The 21,453-nt window shown below is 67.3% G+C and carries 17 protein-coding genes; 12 read left to right on the forward strand and 5 right to left on the reverse strand.

Annotated features, from left to right (window positions below; genetic code table 11):
* The first annotated feature begins 238 nt into the window (after nt 1-238).
* Complete coding sequence (gene uvrA / locus HWX31_RS09530) at nt 239-6,145, forward strand: excinuclease ABC subunit UvrA (RefSeq protein WP_174958760.1); 5,907 nt, start codon at nt 239-241, stop codon at nt 6,143-6,145.
* Between the two features lie 69 nt (nt 6,146-6,214).
* Here the strand turns inward: uvrA and HWX31_RS09535 are convergent, their stop codons facing one another.
* Nucleotides 6,215-7,621, reverse strand: a complete 1,407-nt coding sequence (locus HWX31_RS09535; RefSeq protein ID WP_174958763.1) for a GGDEF domain-containing protein — start codon at nt 7,619-7,621, stop codon at nt 6,215-6,217.
* 352 nt (nt 7,622-7,973) lie between these two features.
* Between HWX31_RS09535 and HWX31_RS09540 the strand changes: the two genes are divergently transcribed.
* The 8 genes from HWX31_RS09540 to HWX31_RS09575 are packed head-to-tail and all read left to right on the forward strand — an operon-like array spanning nt 7,974 to nt 15,524.
* Nucleotides 7,974-9,008 (forward strand): acyl-CoA desaturase, encoded by a 1,035-nt coding sequence (locus HWX31_RS09540; RefSeq protein WP_174958767.1) that lies wholly within the window; start codon nt 7,974-7,976, stop codon nt 9,006-9,008.
* A 25-nt stretch (nt 9,009-9,033) separates the two neighbouring features.
* Nucleotides 9,034-9,318, forward strand: a complete 285-nt coding sequence (locus HWX31_RS09545) for an acyl carrier protein (RefSeq protein WP_174958770.1) — start codon at nt 9,034-9,036, stop codon at nt 9,316-9,318.
* A 12-nt stretch (nt 9,319-9,330) separates the two neighbouring features.
* Nucleotides 9,331-10,269, forward strand: coding sequence for a class I SAM-dependent methyltransferase (locus HWX31_RS09550; RefSeq protein WP_174958773.1), 939 nt, complete (start codon nt 9,331-9,333; stop codon nt 10,267-10,269).
* Nucleotides 10,266-11,273, forward strand: a complete 1,008-nt coding sequence (locus HWX31_RS09555) for an acyl-CoA desaturase (RefSeq protein WP_174958776.1) — start codon at nt 10,266-10,268, stop codon at nt 11,271-11,273. The genes HWX31_RS09550 and HWX31_RS09555 overlap by 4 nt, the downstream gene beginning before the upstream one ends.
* A 39-nt stretch (nt 11,274-11,312) precedes the next feature.
* Complete coding sequence (locus tag HWX31_RS09560; RefSeq protein ID WP_174958779.1) at nt 11,313-12,299, forward strand: amidohydrolase family protein; 987 nt, start codon at nt 11,313-11,315, stop codon at nt 12,297-12,299.
* Nucleotides 12,296-14,080, forward strand: a complete 1,785-nt coding sequence (locus tag HWX31_RS09565; protein WP_174958782.1) for a fatty acyl-AMP ligase — start codon at nt 12,296-12,298, stop codon at nt 14,078-14,080. The genes HWX31_RS09560 and HWX31_RS09565 overlap by 4 nt, the downstream gene beginning before the upstream one ends.
* Before the next feature lie 46 nt (nt 14,081-14,126).
* On the forward strand, nt 14,127-14,546 hold the full coding sequence (locus tag HWX31_RS09570; protein WP_174958785.1) for a PaaI family thioesterase: 420 nt from the start codon (nt 14,127-14,129) through the stop codon (nt 14,544-14,546).
* Nucleotides 14,547-14,552: 6 nt separating this feature from the next.
* The gene (locus HWX31_RS09575) at nt 14,553-15,524 is read left to right on the forward strand and encodes an alpha/beta fold hydrolase (protein WP_174958788.1); all 972 of its coding nucleotides are present in this window, start codon (nt 14,553-14,555) and stop codon (nt 15,522-15,524) included.
* 120 nt (nt 15,525-15,644) lie between these two features.
* Here HWX31_RS09575 and HWX31_RS09580 read toward each other — a convergent pair whose 3' ends face one another.
* The 4 genes from HWX31_RS09580 to HWX31_RS09595 form a co-directional block, all read right to left on the reverse strand.
* The gene (locus HWX31_RS09580) at nt 15,645-17,237 is read right to left on the reverse strand and encodes a PAS domain-containing hybrid sensor histidine kinase/response regulator (RefSeq protein ID WP_174958791.1); all 1,593 of its coding nucleotides are present in this window, start codon (nt 17,235-17,237) and stop codon (nt 15,645-15,647) included.
* Between the two features lie 480 nt (nt 17,238-17,717).
* A complete protein-coding gene (locus tag HWX31_RS09585; RefSeq protein WP_174958794.1) occupies nt 17,718-18,428 on the reverse strand; it encodes a UdgX family uracil-DNA binding protein in 711 nt (236 codons plus the stop codon).
* 108 nt (nt 18,429-18,536) lie between these two features.
* Entirely contained in the window at nt 18,537-19,031 is a 495-nt protein-coding gene (locus HWX31_RS09590; protein WP_174958797.1) for a PRC-barrel domain-containing protein, read from the reverse strand.
* Nucleotides 19,032-19,122: 91 nt separating this feature from the next.
* Nucleotides 19,123-19,557 (reverse strand): CBS domain-containing protein, encoded by a 435-nt coding sequence (locus HWX31_RS09595; protein WP_059632016.1) that lies wholly within the window; start codon nt 19,555-19,557, stop codon nt 19,123-19,125.
* Nucleotides 19,558-19,998: 441 nt separating this feature from the next.
* Between HWX31_RS09595 and HWX31_RS09600 the strand changes: the two genes are divergently transcribed.
* The 3 genes from HWX31_RS09600 to HWX31_RS09610 all read left to right on the forward strand — a co-directional run bounded on the left by HWX31_RS09600 (nt 19,999) and on the right by HWX31_RS09610 (nt 21,452).
* On the forward strand, nt 19,999-20,160 hold the full coding sequence (locus HWX31_RS09600; RefSeq protein ID WP_174958800.1) for a DUF1328 domain-containing protein: 162 nt from the start codon (nt 19,999-20,001) through the stop codon (nt 20,158-20,160).
* Between the two features lie 253 nt (nt 20,161-20,413).
* A complete protein-coding gene (locus tag HWX31_RS09605; protein WP_174958802.1) occupies nt 20,414-20,941 on the forward strand; it encodes a DUF421 domain-containing protein in 528 nt (175 codons plus the stop codon).
* Nucleotides 20,942-21,095: 154 nt separating this feature from the next.
* Nucleotides 21,096-21,452, forward strand: a complete 357-nt coding sequence (locus HWX31_RS09610; protein WP_063894714.1) for a hypothetical protein — start codon at nt 21,096-21,098, stop codon at nt 21,450-21,452.
* The last annotated feature ends 1 nt before the right edge of the window (nt 21,453 follow it).

The raw sequence follows: 21,453 nt of genomic DNA on the forward strand, positions 1-21,453 counted from the left end.
CGGAAAGGGTGCTGCGAGCGTCTTTTGCCTTGCCCGCGGACACGTCGGCCAGGCCCTTGCTCGCGTCTTTTATCAGCCACAAATGGATGCGCTCGCGTTCCAGCTGGTGGTAGTAATCGGCCAGTTAATGGAGAACTGTACGAATATACAGTATAGTACTCGTCCGAAACCGGTCCACTCCAGTGCCCACATCGCGGCGCCGTGACCCCTGGCCAACTCATTCAGACGGGCAGACAAATTGTCATCCAGCAATCTGATCCGCATTCGCGGAGCGCGTCAGCACAATCTCAAGCACATCGACCTCGACCTGCGCACCGGCGAAATGACGGTCGTCACCGGCCCGTCGGGCTCGGGCAAATCGAGTCTCGTGTTCGACACCTTGTACGCGGAAGGCCAGCGGCGCTACGTCGAGACGTTCAGCGCGTATGCGCGGCAGTTTCTCGACCGGATGGACCGGCCGCAGGTGGATCGCGTCGACGGTGTGCCGCCCGCGATCGCGATCGACCAGACCAATCCGGTCCGCAGCTCGCGCTCGACCGTCGGCACGATGACCGAGCTCAACGACCACCTGAAGCTCCTGTACGCACGCGCGGCTGAACTGTTCGACCGCAAGAACGCGCAGCCGGTGCGGCACGACACGCCGGAGACGATCTACGCGGACCTCTCCGCGCGCACGACAGATCGCGATCCGCGGCTCGTGGTCACGTTTCCGGTCGAGCTGCCGGAAACCGTGACCGACGAGGAAGTCGAGCAGTGGCTGTCGGCGAGCGGCTATACGAAAGTGCAGGCGCAACGAGAAGTCGCGTCGCCCACCGGGCCGCGCAAGGTGCTCGACGTGGTGGCCGACCGCTTCCGTCTGCATCAGGTCGACAAGGTGCGCGTGATCGAGGCGATCGAGGCGTCGCTCAAGCGCGGCGGCGGGCGGGTGAACGTCTACGTGCTCGCGCAGGTGCCGGAAAACGCCACCGACGCAGCGCCGGAATCCGAGGTGTGGCGTTTCTCCACCGGGCTCCATAACCCCGACAGCGACCTGCGCTACGCGGACCCTCAGGCGGCGCTGTTCTCGTTCAACTCGGCGTACGGCGCGTGCGAAACCTGCCGGGGCTTCGGCCGCGTGATCGGCGTCGATCTCGGCCTCGTGATCCCGGACGAACGCAAGACGCTGCGCGGCGGCGCGATCAAGCCGATGCAGACGCCCGCATGGAAGGAATGCCAGGACGACCTGATGCGCTATGCGGCGAAGGCGAACATCCGGCGCGATACGCCGTGGAGCGAGCTGACGTCCGATGAGCGGGACTGGGTCATCAACGGCTCGCCGGACTGGAACGGCAAGTGGCAAAGCCAGTGGTACGGCGTGAGGCGCTTCTTCGGCTACCTCGAATCGAAAGCGTACAAGATGCACATCCGCGTGCTGCTGTCGAAATACCGCAGCTACACGCCGTGCGACGTGTGCGGCGGCGCGCGCCTGAAGACGGAGTCGCTGCTGTGGCGGCTCGGCACGAAGGCGAACGCCGACGCGGCGCTCGCGCCGGTCGGCCGCTTCCTGCCGCGCGGCGTCGACTGGACCCGTGCGCAGCTCGAAGCGCTGCCGGGCCTGACGGTGCACGACCTGATGCTGCTGCCGATCGAGCGCATCCGCCGCTTCTTCGACGACATCAGCCTGCCGAGCGCGCTGCTCGACGACGCGCTGAAGCTGCTGCTCGCCGAGGTGCGCACGCGGCTGAAGTACCTGTGCGACGTGGGGCTCGGCTACCTGACGCTCGACCGCCAGAGCCGCACGCTGTCGGGCGGGGAGGTGCAGCGGATCAACCTGACGACGGCGCTCGGCACCTCGCTCACGAAGACGCTGTTCGTGCTCGACGAGCCGAGCATCGGGCTGCATCCGCGCGACCTGAACCGGATCGTCGAGGCGATGCAGCGCCTGCGCGACGCGGGCAATACGCTGGTGGTCGTCGAGCACGATCCGTCGGTGATGCTCGCGGCCGACCGGCTGATCGACATGGGCCCCGGCCCGGGCGAGCGCGGCGGCACGATCGTCTACGACGGCACGCCCGGCGCGATCCGTTCGGCCCGCACGCTGACGGGCGAATATCTCGGCGGCCGCAAGCACGTCGCGCACGCGTCGCACTGGTCGCGCCGCGCGGTGGACGCGCACACGCCGCGCATCGTGCTCGAAGGCGCGAGCGAGCACAACCTGCGCGACGTCACGGTCGAGATTCCGTTGCAGCGCCTCGTCTGCGTGACCGGCGTATCGGGTTCCGGCAAGTCGACGCTGCTGCAGGACGTGCTCTATCCGGCGATGGCGCGGCACTTCGGCAAGGCGACCGAGTCGCCGGGCGCGTACCGCCGCCTCACGGGCGCGGAGCAGGTGGGCGACGTCGTGTTCGTCGACCAGTCGCCGATCGGCAAGACCACGCGCTCGAACCCGGCGAGCTACGTCGGCGCGTTCGACGAGATCCGCAAGCTGTTCGCGAAGGCGCCGCTCGCGCTGCAGCGCGGCTACGGCGCGGGCACGTTCAGCTTCAACTCGGGCGACGGCCGCTGCCCGACGTGCGGCGGCTCGGGCTTCGAGCACATCGAGATGCAGTTCCTGAGCGACGTCTATCTGCGCTGCCCGGACTGCGACGGCCAGCGCTACCGGGCCGAGGTGCTCGAAGTGCGGATCGAGCGCGATGGCCGCGCACTCAGCATTGCCGAGGTGCTCGACCTGACCGTCAGCGAAGCCGCGACGTTCTTCGCGGCCGACGCCGAGGTGCTGCGCGTGCTGCAGCCGATCGTCGACGTCGGGCTCGAATACGTGAAGCTCGGCCAGCCGGTGCCGACGCTGTCGGGCGGCGAGGCGCAGCGCCTGAAGCTGGCGGGCTTTCTCGCCGAGTCGGCGAAGGCCGGCAGCGGGCGCCGTGTCGTCACCGAGGAGGCGCGCATCGCGCAAGCGCGCCTGTTCATGTTCGACGAACCGACCACGGGGCTGCACTTCGACGACATCGCGAAGCTGATGCAGGCGTTCGGCAAGCTGCTGGCAAGCGGCCATTCGCTGATCGTGATCGAGCACAATCTCGACGTGATCCGCGCGGCCGACTGGCTGATCGATCTCGGCCCGGAAGGCGGCGACGGCGGCGGCCTCGTGCTGTGCGCGGGCACGCCTGACGACGTGAAAGCATGCGCCGAATCGCATACGGGTGTGGCGCTGTTGCACTACGACCGCGCGATGGGCGCCGAAGCCGAGCTTGCGGAGGAAGGCGTGCCGTTGCAGGCCGCGTTGAACGCGGCGCGTGCGCGGCGGGAAATCGAAGGCGACGACGTCGTGCGGATCGTCAACGCGCGCGAGCACAACCTGAAGGCGCTCGACGTCGATATTCCGCACGGCAAGTTCAACGTGGTGACCGGCGTGTCCGGTTCCGGCAAGTCGACGCTCGCGTTCGACATCCTGTTTCACGAAGGCCAGCGTCGCTACCTCGAATCGCTGAACGCGTACGCGCGCTCGATCGTGCAGCCGGCGGGGCGTCCGGAAGTCGACGCGGTGTACGGCATTCCGCCGACCGTCGCGATCGAGCAGCGGCTGTCGCGCGGCGGGCGCAAGAGCACGGTCGCGACGACGTCCGAAGTGTGGCACTTCCTGCGGCTGCTGTACGTGAAGCTCGGCCTGCAGCATTGCATCCATGACGGCACGCCGGTGACGTCGCAAACCGTCGAATCGATCGCCGCGCAGTTGCTGCGCGACCACCGCGGCGAGCACGTCGGGCTGCTCGCGCCGCTCGTCGTCAACCGCAAGGGCGTGTACACGGATCTCGCGAAGTGGGCGAAGGCGCGCGGCAATACGCATCTGCGCGTGGACGGCGAATTCGTGCCGGTGGACCCGTGGCCGAAGCTCGATCGCTTCCGCGAGCATACGATCGAGCTGCCGGTGGCCGATCTCGTCGTATCGCCGGATCACGAGGCCGAGTTACGGCAGCGCCTCGACGAGACGCTCGAGCTCGGCAAGGGCGTGATGCATCTGCTCGCGCCGCTCGACGGCCTGCATCATGCGATGACCAACGATCATTCGACCGCGCGGATCGGCGAGGTCAAGGTGCTGTCGGTGAAGCGCGCGTGCCCGGTGTGCGGCACGAGCTACCCGGAGCTGGACCCGCGGATGTTCTCGTACAACAGCAAGCACGGCTGGTGCACGACCTGCGTGGGGACCGGCGTCACGCTCACGCGCGAACAGCGCGCGGCCTACGACGATACGGTGCTCGCCGAAGACGGGCGAGGGCGCGAGCAGACGCTGCCTTCCGACGAGCAGGAGCCGGAGGGCGTCGGCGACGAGCCGTGCGCGGATTGCGGCGGCACGCGTCTGAATCCGTCCGCGCGCGCGGTGACCTTCGACGGCCATCCGATCGTCGATGTCGCGCAGTGGACCGTGTCGGATACGCGTCGCTGGATCGACGGCCTGGAACTCGCCGGGCGGGATGCGCAGATCGCGCGCGACATCGTCAGCGAGATCGGCAGCCGTCTCGCGTTTCTCGAGGAAGTCGGGCTCGGCTACCTGAGCCTCGACCGCGCCGCGCCGAGCCTGTCGGGCGGCGAGGCCCAGCGCATCCGGCTCGCGGCGCAACTGGGCAGCAACCTGCAGGGCGTCTGCTACGTGCTCGACGAGCCGACGATCGGCCTGCATCCGCGCGACAACCAGATCCTGCTGAACGCGCTGCGCAAGCTCGGCGACAAGGGCAACACGCTCGTCGTCGTCGAGCATGACGAAGACACGATACGCCGCGCCGATCACATCATCGACGTCGGCCCGGGCGCCGGCAAGCGCGGCGGCACGCTGGTCGCGCAGGGCGGCGTCGCGGACCTGTCCGCGCAGCCCGATTCGCTGACGGGGCGCTTCCTCGCGCATCCGATCGTGCATCCGCTGCAGCCGCGCCGCAGCGTGAGCCTGCCGGGCGCGAAGCACGGGCCGGCGGTGCCGGAGACCTGGTTGACGGTGCACGGCGGCAAACTGCACAACCTGCGCGACGTCACGGTCGGCATTCCGCTCGGGCGGCTCGTCGCGGTGACGGGCGTGAGCGGCTCGGGCAAGTCGACGCTCGCGCGCGACGTGCTGATGACGAACCTGCTCGATGCGGTGGGCCGCTCGGTGCTGTCGTCGCCGGCCACGCGCCGTGCGCGCAAGGCCGCGGAGCAGGCCGCGCCGCGGGCGGCGAATCGTCGCGCGAGCGTGCTGGCGCGCAGTGCGCCAAGGCCGTCGCTCAACGTCACGCATGCGTGGCAGGGCTGCGAGTCGATCAGCGGCTGGGAACACATCGATCGCGTGCTCGAAGTCGATCAGACGCCGATCGGCAAGACGCCGCGCTCATGCCCGGCGACCTACATCGGCGTGTGGGACGCCATCCGCAAGCTGTTCGCGGAAACGCTGGAGGCGCGCGCCCGCGGCTACACGGCGTCGCGTTTCTCGTTCAACACCGGCGAAGGGCGGTGCCCCGCCTGCGAAGGGCAGGGCGTGCGCACGATCGGCATGAGCTTCCTGCCCGACGTGAAGGTGCCGTGCGACGTGTGCCACGGGCAGCGCTTCAATCCGGAGACGCTCGCGGTCACGTGGCGCGGCCGGAACATCGGCGACGTGCTGACGATGGAGATCGACGAAGCGGTGGCGTTCTTTGCGCCGATCTCGAACATCGCGCATCCGCTGCAGCTGATGAAGGACGTCGGCCTCGGCTACCTGACGCTCGGCCAGCCGTCGCCGACCCTGTCCGGCGGCGAGGCGCAGCGCATCAAGCTCGTCACCGAACTCAGCAAGGTGCGCGACGACATCACGCGGCGCGGCCAGAAAGCGCCGCATACGCTGTACGTGCTCGACGAACCGACCGTGGGCCTGCATATGGCCGACGTCGCGAAGCTGATCCATGTGCTGCACCGGCTCGTGGATGCGGGGCACAGCGTCGTCGTGATCGAGCACGACCTCGACGTGATCGCGGAAGCGGACTGGATCATCGACCTCGGCCCGGAGGGCGGCGTGGGCGGCGGCGCGATCGTGGCGGCCGCGCATCCGGAAGGGCTCGTGCAGGTGAGCGCGAGTCACACGGGGCGCGCGCTCGAACCCGTGCTGGCGCGCAGCGGCGCTGAACGCGGCGAGCGCGGGCGCAGCGGCGAGGCGGGCGCTGCGTGAGCGGGACGGGTCCGGTGAATGGGCCGGACCTGCCGTTCACGCAAGGTTCCGCCGGGAACGCGCCACGGACTACGCCGCAACGACCCGGTTGCGGCCTTGGTCCTTCGCGCGGTACAGGCGTTCGTCCACCTTGCGCAGAATCGCGTCGACCGTCTCCCCGTCACGGCCGAACTCGGAGACGCCGACGCTCACGGTGACCTCGATCGGCTTGCCGATGCCCGTCTCGAACGGTGTGCCGGCGATCGCCTCGCGGATACGCTCGCCGATCGACCGGGCCGTATCCAGCCCGGCTTGCGGCAGCAGCACCATGAACTCCTCTCCGCCGACCCGCGCGACGCCGTCGTACGGCCGGATCGCATCGAGGCATTTCTTGACGAAGCGCTGCAACACCTCGTCGCCGGCCTGATGCCCGTAGCTGTCGTTGATCGACTTGAAGTGGTCGAGATCGAGCGACAGCACCGAGAACGGCGCGCCATTGCGTTTCGCCAGCGCGATTTCGGTTTCCACCCGGTCGAGGAAATGCCGCCGGTTGGCCGCGCCCGTCAGCGGGTCCGTTGCGGCCATATGCTCGAGCTTCTCGTTGGTCCGCTGCAACTCCTGCAGCGCTCGCTCCGTCCGCGACATGGCTTCTCGCAAGCGCGCGAACAGCTCCTCCTGGCTATAGATTTTCGAGAATGAACGCGTCGTGTGAAACGCCTGCACGACACCGAAGCTGAGCAGGAAGAACCCGGCCGCGAAAATCGCGTGCGCCAGCCACCACATGTGATTCCACGGCCGCCCGAGGATGAAGGCGAGCGACGACAGCGCGAATGACGTCACCGAAATACCGTAGATCGTCATCAGCGGCGAATGGATGCGGCGCAGGACGAGCGCGGTGACGTTCACGGCGAAGAGCGCGAGCGCGCCGCCTTCCATCGAAAGGCGCACCCACGGGCTGCCGGCTACCGGCGAGTAGGCGACGCCGGCAACCGCGACGTCGACCAGCACGAACAACGCGATCCACGCCGCCCAGACGCGGCGATCGGTGCGGGTTGCTTCGCTGTCGGCCGCCCGGCTGTACGCGAGCTGCCCGACGAGAACCAGGATCGACATCACCAGGCGGGAGGCCGGCCCATACAGCAGGAACAGCCAGATATTGTGATGCGCCATGCCGGTGAAGGCGCCATGCAATGCATAGATGAGCGAAAAGCCCAGGAAGCCGAGCGTAAGCCAACGCAACAGCGGCTCGCCCGACAGGCGATAGCAACGCCAGCATACGTAGGTGACGAACCCGCCTTCGAGCGTAGCGGCGGCGATCGCCAGCTCGTGAAAGGCGTGATTCTCGAATTTCAGCGAAGGGTCCTGGAAGTAGTACAGGTAGGCGATCAGATACAGCGGCACCAGCGCGAAGCCGATCAGCAGCAGCCGGGCATAGCCCCTGGTGATCGACTGGACGACCGGCCCGGATGTCTCATTGGCGGAAACATGGATGGTCACGTTCTGCCCCATTTTCGTCGGATGGTTTTCAGTATAGGCAAAGGGACGCATCCAGGCTGAACATCATGCCCACCGAATAAACCCGCATTGCCCGAAAATCAATTCGATATCGAATTCATTCGCGCCGCACGTTCAACGAAACGAAAGAGCGCTGACCGGTAAACGCAAGAATTCCTGGAATCGGTTTCCACTAGCTGTTGTTCATTTTCGTATTCAAATCGCGAATTAATATCGAAAATTTGTTTCGGGATACCAAATGCGTCAGCGTTGACGATAGGAAAATTCATTTTGAGTTTCCAATTTCATCCATGGAATATGTGCCGGACAATTTAATTTTACTGAGAGACACTTCATGAGTGCCGGCCAGCCTCCGTCATCGAGCGAAGGTGCGAGCCAGCCCGAGGGTGCGATCGGAAGCGCGATTTCCGCGTCTTTTTCTTCCGGTTCGCATGGCCCGGCTCGCCCGACAAGAAGCTCGACCCGTTCAACCGTCCGTCTCGATCGCCGCATCGCCGCCGTCGTCACGCTGCTGCCCGCGTTGGGCACGGTCGCGGCGATCGCGTTGTGGGCCGGCGGCTACGGGCCGGGCGCCGTCGAGCTGATCGTGTTCGCAGTCTTCTATTTCGCCACCGCATTGGGGCTCGAAGTCGGCTTTCATCGCCACGTGACGCACAAGGCGTTCAAGGCGAAGCCGTGGGTGCGGGTCGCGCTGATCGCGCTCGGCTCGATGGGCGCGCACGGCCCCGTCAACTGGTGGGCGTCGACGCATCGGCGTCATCATTCGACGAGCGACGGCAGCGGCGATCCCCATTCTCCGCACTTGTCGGGCGAGGGCGCCGGCGGCCGGCTCAAGGGCCTGTATCACAGTCATATGGGCTGGCTGTTCGTCGGCGAGTCGACGCGGCCGGCGGGATGGGAAAAATACGTGCCCGACCTCTATCAGGACCCGCTCGTGTTCAAGCAGCACATGGCGTACTACCGCTGGGTCTGGATCGGGCTCGCACTGCCGCCGCTGATCTGCGGGCTCGTGTCGCGTTCGTGGATGGGCGTGCTGCTCGGCTTCCTGTGGGGCGACATGGTGCGGATCTTCGCGGTCAGCCATTGCATCTGGGCGCTGAACTCGCTGTGTCACGTGATCGGCCGGCGCGATTTCCATACCACCGCGCACGACCGCAGCCGCAACAGCCTGTTGCTCGCGATCCCGACGTTCGGGCAGGGCTGGCACAACAACCATCACGCGTTTCCCGCGTCCGCCTTCACCGGGCTGCATTGGTGGCAGATCGATCCGGGCGGGCTGTTCGTCCGCGTGCTGGAACGCCTGCATCTCGTCTACGACGTGCAGCGTCCCGCCGCGGAACTGATCGAAAAGAAGCGCATCGCACCATGACCAACTCTCGACAGGAGCCGAGCGAATGAAGAGCGCCACCTCGAACGCAGTGGAACACGACGCAAAAAGCCGCGAGGACATCCTCGACTGGATGACCGGCTATCTGGCGGCCAGACTACGCACCGACAGCGGATCGATCGACGTGAACCGGCAGTTCATCGACTACGGCCTCGATTCGGCCGACGCGATGAAGATGGTCGGCGATCTCGAGGATTATGTCGGCTTCGAGCTGTCTCCGAGCCTGCCTTATCAATATCCGACGATCGACGCGCTCGCGCAGGCGCTGGCCGATCTGTCGGCCGGGCGATAGGGAGACCGAACGATGACCGTCCAGATTCAGATCCAGAGCCGGGAAGCCGGCGCATCGGCGCGCGACGTGCCGTACGGCGCATCCGCCGACGCGATCCAGTATCACTACGACATCGGCAACGCGTTCCTCGCGCTCGCGCAGGAAAGCGGCCGCAACTACTCGTGCGCGATGTACGAGCCGGGCGATACGCACGAACAGGCGCAGATCCGCAAGCTCGACTACCACATCGCGCAGATCCGGGCGCGCGGCGCGGCGCGCGTGCTCGACATCGGCTGCGGCTGGGGCGCGCTGCTCGACCGGCTCGTCACGGTCGCCGGCGTGCAGGAGGCCGTGGGGCTCACGCTGTCGAACGAGCAGTTGAAGTACATCGGCGAGCGATATCGGCACCCGGGCATCGACGTGATGCTGCGGAACTGGCAGGACTATGAGCCCGAGCAGCCGTTCGACGGCATCATCTCGCTCGGTGCGTTCGAGCACTTCGCGAAGATCGACGAAGACAAGGTCGAAGCGTATCGCCATTTCTTCAGGAAGTGCCATGCGTTCCTGAAGCCGGGCGGCCGGATGTCGCTGCAGACGATGGGGTACGGCGACGTCCCGCGCGACGCGCGGCACACCGATCTCTTCATCGCGCGCGAGGTGTTTCCGGAATCGGATCTGCCGTACCTCGCGGACATCGTCCGGGCCTCCGAAATGCTGTTCGAAGTGGAACTCGTCCGCAACGATCGCCACGACTATGTGAAGACGATGCGCGCGTGGTTCGAGAACCTGCGCGCGCATCGCCGCGAGGCGCTCGAACTCGCGCCGCTCGACGTGGTCGAGCGCTACGAACGGCTGTACCGGACGATGAGCTATTCGTTCGATCTCGGCGCGTTCGTGCTGTACCGGATCACGTTCCGGCGCATCGAGCCGACCCGGATCCATGCGAGCGCGTATCGGGCGGCCGCCGTATGAAGGACGCGGCCGCCGACAGCGCCGACCGCGCGGCATCGACGAACGGTCCGGCGAGCTCGCCCATGCCCGGCGAACACGCGGCCGGACATCTGTCCCGCGCATCGTCGGCGCGCCATCTGGGCGTCGCGTCGATACCGGCGGTCGGCACCGTCGCCGCACTCGCGCTGTGGGGCGGGTTCGGCCTGGCCCCGCACGCGCAGGACATCGCGATGCTCGTGATCTTCTACGTGCTCAACATCCTCGGCATGGAGCTTGCGCTGCATCGCTACTTCGCGCATCGCACGTTCAAGGCCGCGCCGTCGATGAAGGTCGCGCTCGCGATCCTCGGCTCGCTCGCCTACATGGGACCGCTGATGTGGTGGGTGGCGATTCACCGGCTGCATCATGCGAACGCCGACGGCCCCGGCGATCCGCATACGCCGCAGCTGGGCGGACACGGCTTCGTCGGCCGCGCGAAAGGCATCCTGCACGGCCACGTCGGCTGGCTGTTCGACCCGTCGTCCGCGCGCCCCAAGGGCTGGAATCGATACGCGAACGACATGTACCGCGATCCGACGCTGTTGCGCATTCATCTCGCGTACGACTTCTGGCTGCTGCTGGGCCTGCTGCTGCCGGCCGCGATCGGCGGGCTGCTCGACCTGTCGTGGCGGGGCGCGCTGCTGGGCCTCCTGTGGGGCGGCAGCGTGCGGATCTTCCTCGCGACGAACGCGATCTGGGCGGTCAATTCCGTCGGCCATTCGCTCGGCGGCCGCCGGCCGTTTCCCGGCCGCGACCAGAGCCGCAACGCGTGGTGGCTCGCGATCCTGACGCTCGGGGCCGGCTGGCACAACAACCACCACGCCTTTCCGCAGTACGCGAGCACGCGCTTCCGGCGCTGGCAGATCGACGTGACCGGATCGCTGATCGCGCTGCTCGAGAGGCTGGGGCTGGTGTGGGACGTTCAGCACCCCGATCCGGATGCGATCCGCCAGCGGCTCGCGGACCCGCGGCACCACGATGCATGACTCGCGTTCCCCTGCGACAGCCATCAACCGGACCTCGCGATGACGACATCAAAAATCTTCGATGCGCGCGTGCATGTGCTGCCCGACGTCGTGTCGAAGCTCGTCTGGAAGAACTACGCGCGCGACGCATGGAAGATTCGCCATGAACTGCTCGCCGACGAATCGATCGCCTTCCTGAAGGCGCGCGGCGTCGCGCGCGCCGCCGGCATCTGCTATGCGGGGCAGCCGGGCATCGCGCCGTTCCTCAATGACTTCGTCGCGCAACTGGCGTCGCGCCATCCGGCGTTCCTGGTGCCGTTCGGCACCGTGCATCCGCTGGACCGCGATTGCGCGCGCGAAACCGTTCGCGTGCTGGACGAATTGAACTTCGCCGGTCTGAAGATTCACTGCCATCTGCTGAAGATGGCGCCGGACGACGACGCGCTCGCGCCGATTTTCGAAGCGGTCGCCGACCGGGGCAAGGTGCTGAACCTGCACTCGGGCGCCGTCGCGAAAAACAATACGCAACTGGACGAGATCCGCCAGCTCTGCAATGTCGGGCGCTTCCGGCGCGCGATGCGCCATACGCCGCATCTGAAGGTCGTCGTTCCGCACATCGGCTACGACGAAGTTCAGGAATACGTCGACCTGCTCGACGAATTTCCCAACCTGTACTTCGATACCGCGATGGCGATAGGCGGCCATCGTGTCGCGACCGGCGAGATCGTGCCCGATGTCCGGCCGCTGCAGGAGGCGCGCTATCCGCGCGGCGCGCATCCGCATCTGCCGACCCCGTGGAAGCCCGCGCTGGAACAGCTGGTGCCGCAGATATGCGATCGTCCCGGCCGCTTTCTGTACGGCAGCGACTTTCCGCTGATCCCGTATGAATGGGATTTCGAAATCGAGCAGTTGACGCGCTACCTGCCCGAGGACGTACTTCACAAAGTGCTGTGGGAAAACGCCAGTGCATTGTTCGACGGCGACGCGCCCGCCGGTGCATCAGCCGAAACGCTCACGCCCGAACCCACCACGGAGCCGGCGCCATGACGCATGCCGACCGCTCGACGGCCACCGGCGCACCGTCCGCCGACACGTTCGCGGATTTCGTCGAACTGACGCGATACCGCGCCGCGCATCAGCCCGACCTGCGGGTCTACACGTTCGTGACGGGCGGCGAGCGCGCGGAGCAGCATCTCGATTGCGCGGATCTGGACCGGCGCGCGGGCGTCGTCGCGGCGGCGCTGGAACAGGTCGCCCGCCCCGGAGATCGCGTGCTGCTGCTGTTTCCGCCCGGAATCGACTACATCGTCGCGCTGTTCGGCTGCATGTATGCGGGCGTCGTCGCGGTGCCCGCCTATCCGGTCGAGCCTGCGCAGGCGGAACGCACGTTGCGGCGGCTGATCGGCATCGTCGAGAATTGCGCACCGGCCGCGATCCTGTCGACCATGGCCGTGCGCAACGACGCCGGTCGCATCGAAGCCGGTTCGTCCACGCTCGGCGGCCTGCGCTGGATCACGGTCGACACGCTGGGCGACGTCGCCGAGCGCTACGTCCCGCGCCCGGTGAATCACGGGGCACCCGTCTACCTGCAATACACGTCCGGCTCGACCGGCGCGCCGAAGGGCGTGATGATCAGCCATCGGAACCTGCTGCACAACTCCGCGCTGATCGCGAGCCGCTTCGAGCACGACGCCGACAGCCAGGGCGTGATCTGGCTGCCGCCGTATCACGACATGGGCCTGATCGGCGGCATCCTTCAGCCGCTTTACGTCGGCTTTCCGGTGACGCTGATGTCGCACGTCGATTTCCTCAAGCATCCGCTGCGCTGGCTGCGCATGATCGGCGAGCGGCGCGCGACGACGAGCGGCGGTCCGAACTTCGCGTATCAGATGCTCGCCACGATGCGCATCGCGGATGCCGATCTGGACAAGCTCGATCTCGGCTCGTGGGATCTCGCGTTCGTCGGCGCCGAACCGATCCGGCGCGGCACGCTGGAGGCGTTCTCGCAGCGCTTCGCGCGCTGCGGCTTCGACGCGCGGGCGTTCTATCCATGCTACGGGCTGGCGGAGCATACGCTGTTCATGACGGGCGGCCTGAAATCGCAGCCCCCCGTCATTCCGGTCGAGCCGGGCGATGCCGAGCCCGCGAGCGAACCCGACGCGCAGCTCGCGGGCACGACGATCGGATGCGGCGACGCAGCGGGCGACAGCCTGACGCTGATCGTCGACCCCGATACCCGCGTGCCGTGCGGCGATGGCCAGGTCGGCGAAATCTGGGCGCAAGGGCCGAGCGTCGCGCTCGGCTACTGGAACAATCGCGCGCTGAGCGAGCAGACCTTCGAAGCCGAGCTGCCCGGCTACGACGGGCGCTTCCTGCGCACCGGCGATTACGGTTATCGGTCGGGGTCCGAAGTTTTCGTCACGGGACGCCTGAAGGACATGATGCTGATTCGCGGCGCCAATCATTACCCGCACGACGTCGAGGAGACGATCGAGCCGCTCGACGCCGAACTGTTTCGCCCCGGCGGATGCGCGGTGTTCGCGCTCGAGGCCGACGCCACGCCGCAGGTGATCGTCGTGCGCGAGTTGCGGGCGCGCTACCTGAAGGCGTTCAGCGACGGCGATCATGCAAGCGGTCATGCGCCCGATGCGCTGTTCGGCAGGCTGCGTCATGCGATCAATCTGCACCACGGCATCGCGGTGCACAACATCGTCTTCACGTCGCCGTCGGCGATACCGAAGACGACCAGCGGAAAGGTCCAGCGGCACGCCTGTCGCGAGCTGTTTCTCAGCGATACGCTGCCGGTGATCACACAGTGGCGCGCGTAGCTCGACGCGCCGAACGACATCCGGAACAACTGACGAGGAACGCAGCATGCAAGAAAAACTGGACGCGGACTACTTCAATCGATTCGGCGCCGACTATCTGCCGGGCTTGCTCGGCATCGTCGTCAACCGGGTCGAGAAAAACCACGTGCTCGCCGAGCTGACGATTCGCGAAGCCGTGCTCGCGCACGGCATCCTCCATGCGGGCACGATCGTCAGCATCGCCGATACCGCATGCGGCTACGGGTGTCTCGCGAGCTTGCCGGAAGGCGCGTCCAGCTTCAGCACGCTCGAGCTGAAGAGCAATTTCATGGGGTCGGCCCGCGCCGGCGTGATCGTCTGCGAGGCGCACGCGCTCCATAGCGGCCGCATGACGCAGGTCTGGGACGCGACCGTCCGGCATCGCGAAACGGACAAGCTGCTCGCCACGTTCCGCTGCACGCAGATGATCCTCTGGCCGACGAAGTAGATCGCGATGAGCGCCCCTCATCTGAAGGACACGCCGCATGCGACCGCTCGCGAACGGCGTGCCGAAATCGACATGACCTGGCTCGACCCGCTGCGGCTCGGCATGCGCGCGGCGCGGCTCAAGCGCGACCGGGCCGCGCAATCGACGCCCGGCGTGCGCTTCTGCGAGCTGCCCGATGCGAGCATTCGCGTGCGCGTCGCGGGCGAACGGTCCAGCCAGCGGCCGACGATCGTGCTGGTATGCGATCCGCCAAGCGTGATCGAACACTACGACCGATTGGTTTCGTTGCTCGCGCCGTCCGCGCGCGTCGTATGTTTCGAGCCCCCCGGGTTCGGCTTCTCGGTGCCGAAGCGCGGTTTCAGGTTCTCGTTCGACGCTTACCGCTCGGCGATCGAGCAGATGCTGATCGAGCTGGACGAAGGACCGTATCTGCTCGCGTTCTCGTGCGTGTGGGCGCACATCGCGTTGCAGATCGCCGCGCGAGAGCCCGAGCGGATCGCGAAACTGATGCTGTGGCAAAGCCCCGGGTGGAGCGATCAGGTCCGCTGGGCGCGCCACGTCGACGCCCGCAAACTCCTGGCGACGCCGCTCGTCGGGCAGTTTGCCTGCGCGTTCGGCGCGCGGAAAATCGGCATCGCCTGGTTCCGGCAGGCGATGGCGAAAGACCGTTATCGCGAATTCACGCCGTTGCTGGAGACCGCGTTCGAGCAGGGCGCGTTCTGCTGCTTCGGCTCGCTCTGGCAGCATTTCTACGACCGCGCACCGCCGGCGGTCTCGGTCCGGCAGCCGACGCTCGTCACGTGGGGCGCCGCCGACCGCACGCATCGGCACAGCGACAAGCTGTCGATTGCAGGCCAGGTGCCGCACGCCGTCTGGCATGCGTTCTTCGAGCATGCGGGACATTCGCCGGAACTCGAAGATAGTCCGGCGTTTGCGGAAGTGCTGCTGGACTGGCTGGGCACGAAGAACGCGGGGTGATGGTGGTCGGCTGCGCGTTAGCGCGCGATGCTCCCGGACTTACAAGCAAAAAGTGGGAGTAAAGCTGGCGCGTTGACGATATGAACCGGAGCCAGTAGCAACGGATGAACGTTCAATACGTTACCGATCGTTCTGAACACGGTGCTCGACGCGCCGCAGCAGCGCGTCGAGCACCGCCATCTCGACGGGCTTCACAAGGTGATCGTCGAAGCCCGCGCGTCCGGTGCGCACGAAGTCGGACGAACGTGCATGGCCGGACAGCGCAACGCAGGTCGTCGCGGCGAGTGCGTCGATCGTGCGCAGCTCGCGCAGCAACGTGAAGCCGTCGACCTCGGGCATCGACAGATCGAGGAACATCAGCTGTGGCACATAGTCCCGCGCGAGCGTCAGCCCGTCGGCGGCGTCGTACGCGACGCGAGGCGCATGCCCCTTTATTTGCAGCAGCACCGCGAGCGTGTCGGCCGAATCCCGGTTGTCGTCGACGATGACGATGCGCAGCGGCGTCGCGGCCGGTTGCGCGAGCGCCGTCGGCGCGGGCATGGCGATATGCGCGATGCGCTCCGTGCGCCTGACCGGCAGCCGCACGGTAAAGGTCGCGCCGTGACCGGGCCCGGCGCTGGCGGCCGAAATCCTGCCGCCATGCAGTTCGACGAACGACCGGCAGATCGCGAGGCCGAGGCCGAAGCCACCGGACGGATGCCGACCCGGTGCGCCCTCCTGTTCGAACATGTCGAAGATCGCTTCGAGTGCACCGGGCACGATGCCGACACCATGATCGACGATGCGAATGGCGACGACCGGCCCTTCGACCTGCGCGCCGATGTCGATCCGCCCGCCGTGCGGCGAGAATTTCGATGCGTTGTCGAGCAGGTTGTGCAGCACCTGCACGAGTCGCGCATCGTCGCCGTGCAGTACCACGGTATCGGCCGGCAGGTCGACGCGGATTCGCTGTTCGCGCGCGGCCAGTTTCGGGTGGATGCTCTCGACGCCGCGGCACACGATGTCGCGCACGGTGATCGGGCGGTTGTCGAGTTCGACCTTGCCGGCCGCGATGCGCCCGATGTCGAGCAGGTCGTCGACGAGCCGCGTCAGTTGCCCGACCTGACGATCCACTGCGTCGCGGCATTGCTCGAGCACGGGTGCCGGATCGGGCAGGCTCAGCAGCACGCCGACCGAATGGCGCAGCGGCGCGAGATAGTTGCGCAGCTCGTGTCCGAGCATGGCGATGAACACGCTGAGCCGGTGCGTCGAAGCCTCCAGTTCCTCGAGCCGCTTGCGCTCGGTCATGTCGCGCGTGATCTTGATGAAGCCGCAGAGCTGGTGGGTGTGATCGTGCACGGCCGTGATCGTCACGCTGGCCCAGAACAGCGAGCCATCCTTGCGCACGCGCCAGCCTTCGTCCTCGAAGCGGCCGCGCACGGCCGCTTCGCCGAGCCCCTGCGACGGGCGGCCGGCCGCGATCGCCTCAGGCGGATAGAAGCGGGAAAAGTGGCTGCCGATGATCTCGGCGGCGCGGTAGCCCTTGATGCGTTCCGCCCCCGCATTCCACGTCGCGACGTTGCCGTACGGATCGAGCATGAAGACCGCGTAATCGGTGATCGACTCGACCACGGTCTGGAAACGGAATTCGGCGAAGCGGTGAACGAGATCGCGCGCATCGGGCAACCCGTGCGGCGGCGAACGGGAATGGGGAGCGGCGTCGTCTTTCGTCATCGGAGCGGCAAGCCTGATGCGGGCGGAAAACGCCGCCCCGGCCGTCGCCGGGGCGCACCGGCGGCGGCAACACGAATCGGATTGGCCCCTGATGAGCAAGGGAACTCAATTCGGCTGATCAGTGGATGAGCATCGATTGTGCCGCGCGGTCGGCAACCGGACGATCCGCGCGACGCTCGACGAAGGCACCGGCATCGAGCCGCCGAGCGGGTCCAAAAGGTATCGACGGGCCGCACAAAAAGGGGCCGGTGGCGCGTCGTGACATCGGGTACGCAAAAACTGCAATCGCGTTGCAGATTGGGAAGGTCGACAACGTGCCACGGTCTTGACGCGCACGGTCACGCGACGGCATGGGGCCGCCGAGGGGGCAAGGCGCGATCAAGACGCGACGTCGAAAACCGGGTGCGGGTGCATCGCGATGGCGACGAGCGCGCGCACGACAGGTACGACGCGATCGGTCATCGGGATGCGCGGGCGCAGTCACTCGCCGCGCGCAAGGCCGACGGCGCGCCGCAGCGCGTCGACCAGCGCGTGATAGGCCTGCTCGCGCGCATCTGCGCCGCGCGTGCGCAGCACGTAGGACGGGTGGTTGGCGGCGACGACCGGGCAGCCGTCGGCGGTCCGCAGCGTGGCCGATGCGCCGCGTAGCGTCGCATCGTTGTCCTGCGTCACGGCGCGCAGCGCGGTGACGCCGAGCGCGACGATCACGCGCGGCCGGATCGCATCGATCTCGCGTTCGAGCCAGTAGCGGCACGCGTCGACTTCGCGCTGCGCGGGCGTCTTGTGCAGCCGGCGCTTGCCGCGCGGCTCCCATTTGAAATGCTTCACCGCGTTCGTCACGTAGACCGTCGCGCGCGATATGCCCGCTTCGTCGAGGGCGCGATCGAGCATATGGCCGGCCGCGCCCACGAACGGCAAGCCGGTGAGGTCTTCCCGGTCGCCCGGCTGCTCGCCGACCAGCATGATGCGTGCATCGACGGGGCCGGCGCCCGGCACGGCTTGCGTCGCGTGCTCCCACAGCGGGCAGCGGCGGCACGCGTCGAGCGCAGCGGGCACGATCGGCGGCGGCTTGCGCGTCACGATGCGGCCGCCGATTGCGTGGCCGCTTCGCGCCCGGCGCGAGCCGGAGGCGGCGCGGCGATGGCGGACAGGCACGGTTGGTCGTGCATAAGCGGCTCCGGCGTCGGTCATGCGCTCGAGCACGCAGGCGGCATGCCGCCGTCGTGATGGGCGCACGGCTTGCACGGGGCGTGCGAGACGAGCGCAGCGCGCGCGCCCGCCAAGTTATGCAGCGTGCGATCAGCGCGGGCCGTCGCCGCGCTCAGGATAGTTGGGCGGCACCTCGTCATCTCGCAGGCCGACGCCGAGCTCGTCGCCCACATCCCAGTAAGGCGCGCTGCCGTAATACTCGTGGATCGGGCCGGCCCATTGCGGATCGGCCATCGCCGGCCAGTGGTCCTTGTCGAACCCCGGCGCGTTGCGAACCCGCTCCGACGAGACCGACAGCAGGAAACACTTGCGCTCGGTATCGAGCGTCAGCGCGCTCCATGGAATTGCCAGCAGCTTGTCGCCGATGCCGAGGATGCCCCCGCTCGACAGCACGGCGTACGCGACGCGGCCCGAACCGACGTCGAGCATGATTTCCTTGATCTTTCCGACGTCGTCGCCGTCGGTCGTCAGGACCTTGTCTCCGTCCAGCGTGCTGGCCGCCATGACGTCGGGGCCGGGGCCGCTGGCCGTTTCGCGTCCTTTGCGGATGATCGTGGTTCGGCGGCGTTGGTCAGAGGTGTGCATGGTCGTTCTCCTGTCTGGTGCGCGCGGCCCCCGGGGCGGGCGATGCATCGCGCGGTTGGTAGCGGGGCAGGCGTGCGTGATGTACGCAGCGTCACGTCCGCTTCGGTTGCGACACGCGTTCGAGCGTGTTCGCGACTTCTTCGTGCGATGCGCCGTCGGTGCGACGCGTCGCGATGTCGCCGAGCGACAGCATGCCGACGAGCCGCTTGTCGCGATCGAGGACCGGCATGCGGCGCAATTGCGCGTCGGCCATGTAGCGCTGGATCTCGTCGAGCGCATCGTCTTCGCAACAGAATTCGATCGGCCCGGAGGCGACTTCGCGGATGCGTGTCGCGGGCGGCTTGCCTGCGCATACTGCCCGCACCGCGACATCGCGATCCGTCACGATGCCGACGAGCCGGCCGTCGTCGCAGACCGGCAGCGCGCCGACGTCGTAGCGCGCCATCAGTTGCGCGGCATGGCGAATCGAGTCCGACGGCGCGACGTGCACGACGTCCTTCGACATGACTTCCTTGACGCGATGCATTGCACTCTCCTCACGGATAGGTGCGTTTCAGGTGCGCAAGCGATGTGCCGTGGCGCTCGTGTAGGCACTTACGTCGACGCGGGCTTCGTTGCCGGCCTTGACTCGGGCTTCGACGAAGCGATGCGCGAGAGACGTCGCAGCGGCCATGCTGTGCAGTCGCAGCGGCGATTGCCCGCAATGTATCGATGCCGCCGCGACGGGTGGCACGCGCACGGAGCACGTGTGAGCAGGGCCGCGCGGCGCGCGCATGCCCAAAACTTACTGAGCGCTTGTAAAAAGCGGCCAGCGTGCAGCGTGCCGAATGGGGGACGCGCGCCGAAGGTCCGTGACCTGGCTCACCCGTTGACAGGTATGGCGCTTGCATGCTGTCCGGATATCCCGCCAGCCGATACACGAGCACTGAGCCAACACTTCGACGCCAATCATCCACGGGAGGGCGACATGCTTCGATACGCCGTCATTTTCTTTGTCATCGCGATCATCGCGGCGCTTTTCGGCTTCGGTGGCATTGCAGCCGGCGCGGCGGAAATCGCGAAGATCCTGTTCTATGTCTTCGTCGTGATTTTCCTGGTCACGCTGTTGCTCGGCGTGGTCCGACGATGACGCTTCGACAGCGACGATCCGGCGCAGAGGCATGACGACATGACGTCTGCGCCCGAGAAGGAGTGTCCCCGATGACGGCCCCCCATGACTCGTATCCTGCGCCCGCGGGTTCGCGGCCGGGCCGGCACGCCGGATCACGCCCGCTCGATGCGCACCGCGTGCGGCTCGACGGCGACGCGCTGCGAACCGGTCAGGGCGTGCGGGTACGCGAACCGCGTGTGGCCGGCGCGCCGGCATAGCGGGGAGGCGGGCCATGGACATCGTCGTCGCGCTGTTCGGGGAGGGGCGACTGCTTGACCCCATGCAGATGGCGGCGCGCGCGATCGCCGTGTTCTTCATCGCGCTCGTGATGATCCGGATCGCCGGGCGCCGCGCGTTCGGACAGCGTTCGCCGTTCGACTGCGTCGTCGGCATCCTGCTCGGCGCGATGCTGAGTCGCGCGATCGCCGGCGCGTCGCCGTTCGTCGCGACGATCGCCGCGTCGTTCGCCATCGTGGTCGTGCATCGAGCGCTCGCATGGATGTGCGTGCGCTGGGCGCGTCTCGAGCGGCTCATGGTCGGCGCGGAGCGCGAGCTGTATCGCGACGGCCGCTTCAACGAAGCGCAGATGCGCGCGGCGCTCATCACGGTGACCGACGTTCAAGAGAGCGTGCGACAGTCGATTGGACAGCGCAGCCTCGCGGGCGTGTCGGCCGCGATCCTCGAGCGCAACGGGCATGTGAGCGTGATCCGGCGCAAGCTGCGCGATAGAAGAAGGGCACACCGATCGCATCCCGAGTGATCCGGAATGGCGCGATCAGCCTCGATCTCGTGCCCGTGCAGCGATGACGCCGGGCGCGATCACCTGACGCAGCGCCGCACGCCATGGCCGCGCGTGACGGCACGGTACTTGCGCAATGCGTGGATCACTGCCTGTTTCCATGGAGGACTGCAAGATGGTATTGACGATCCGAACCCGATCCGCCGCGCGACGCGCGTTCGTGTGCACCGCGCTGGTGGCTGCAATCACCGCGTCCGGCGCGTATGCGCAGAGCGGCCAGCGCGCGAGCCCTGGCGCGCAGACGATGCCGCCATCGGCGGCTTCTTCCGCAGATCCCACCGCGCCACCACGCGTGCCGCCCGGCACCACCCCTCACCGCACGCCCGGCGACCCGACCGGCGCTACCGGCTACGCCACACCGAACGTCCCGGGCGGCAACACCGGCGCGGGCGACGGCCGCTCGCCCGGCACCATGGGCCCCGGTGGCGGCGGAGCCGGCGGCACCGGCAGTGCCGGCTCGAGTGGTTACTGAA

This window comes from Burkholderia ubonensis (assembly GCF_902833085.1).
Lineage (GTDB): Bacteria > Pseudomonadota > Gammaproteobacteria > Burkholderiales > Burkholderiaceae > Burkholderia > Burkholderia ubonensis.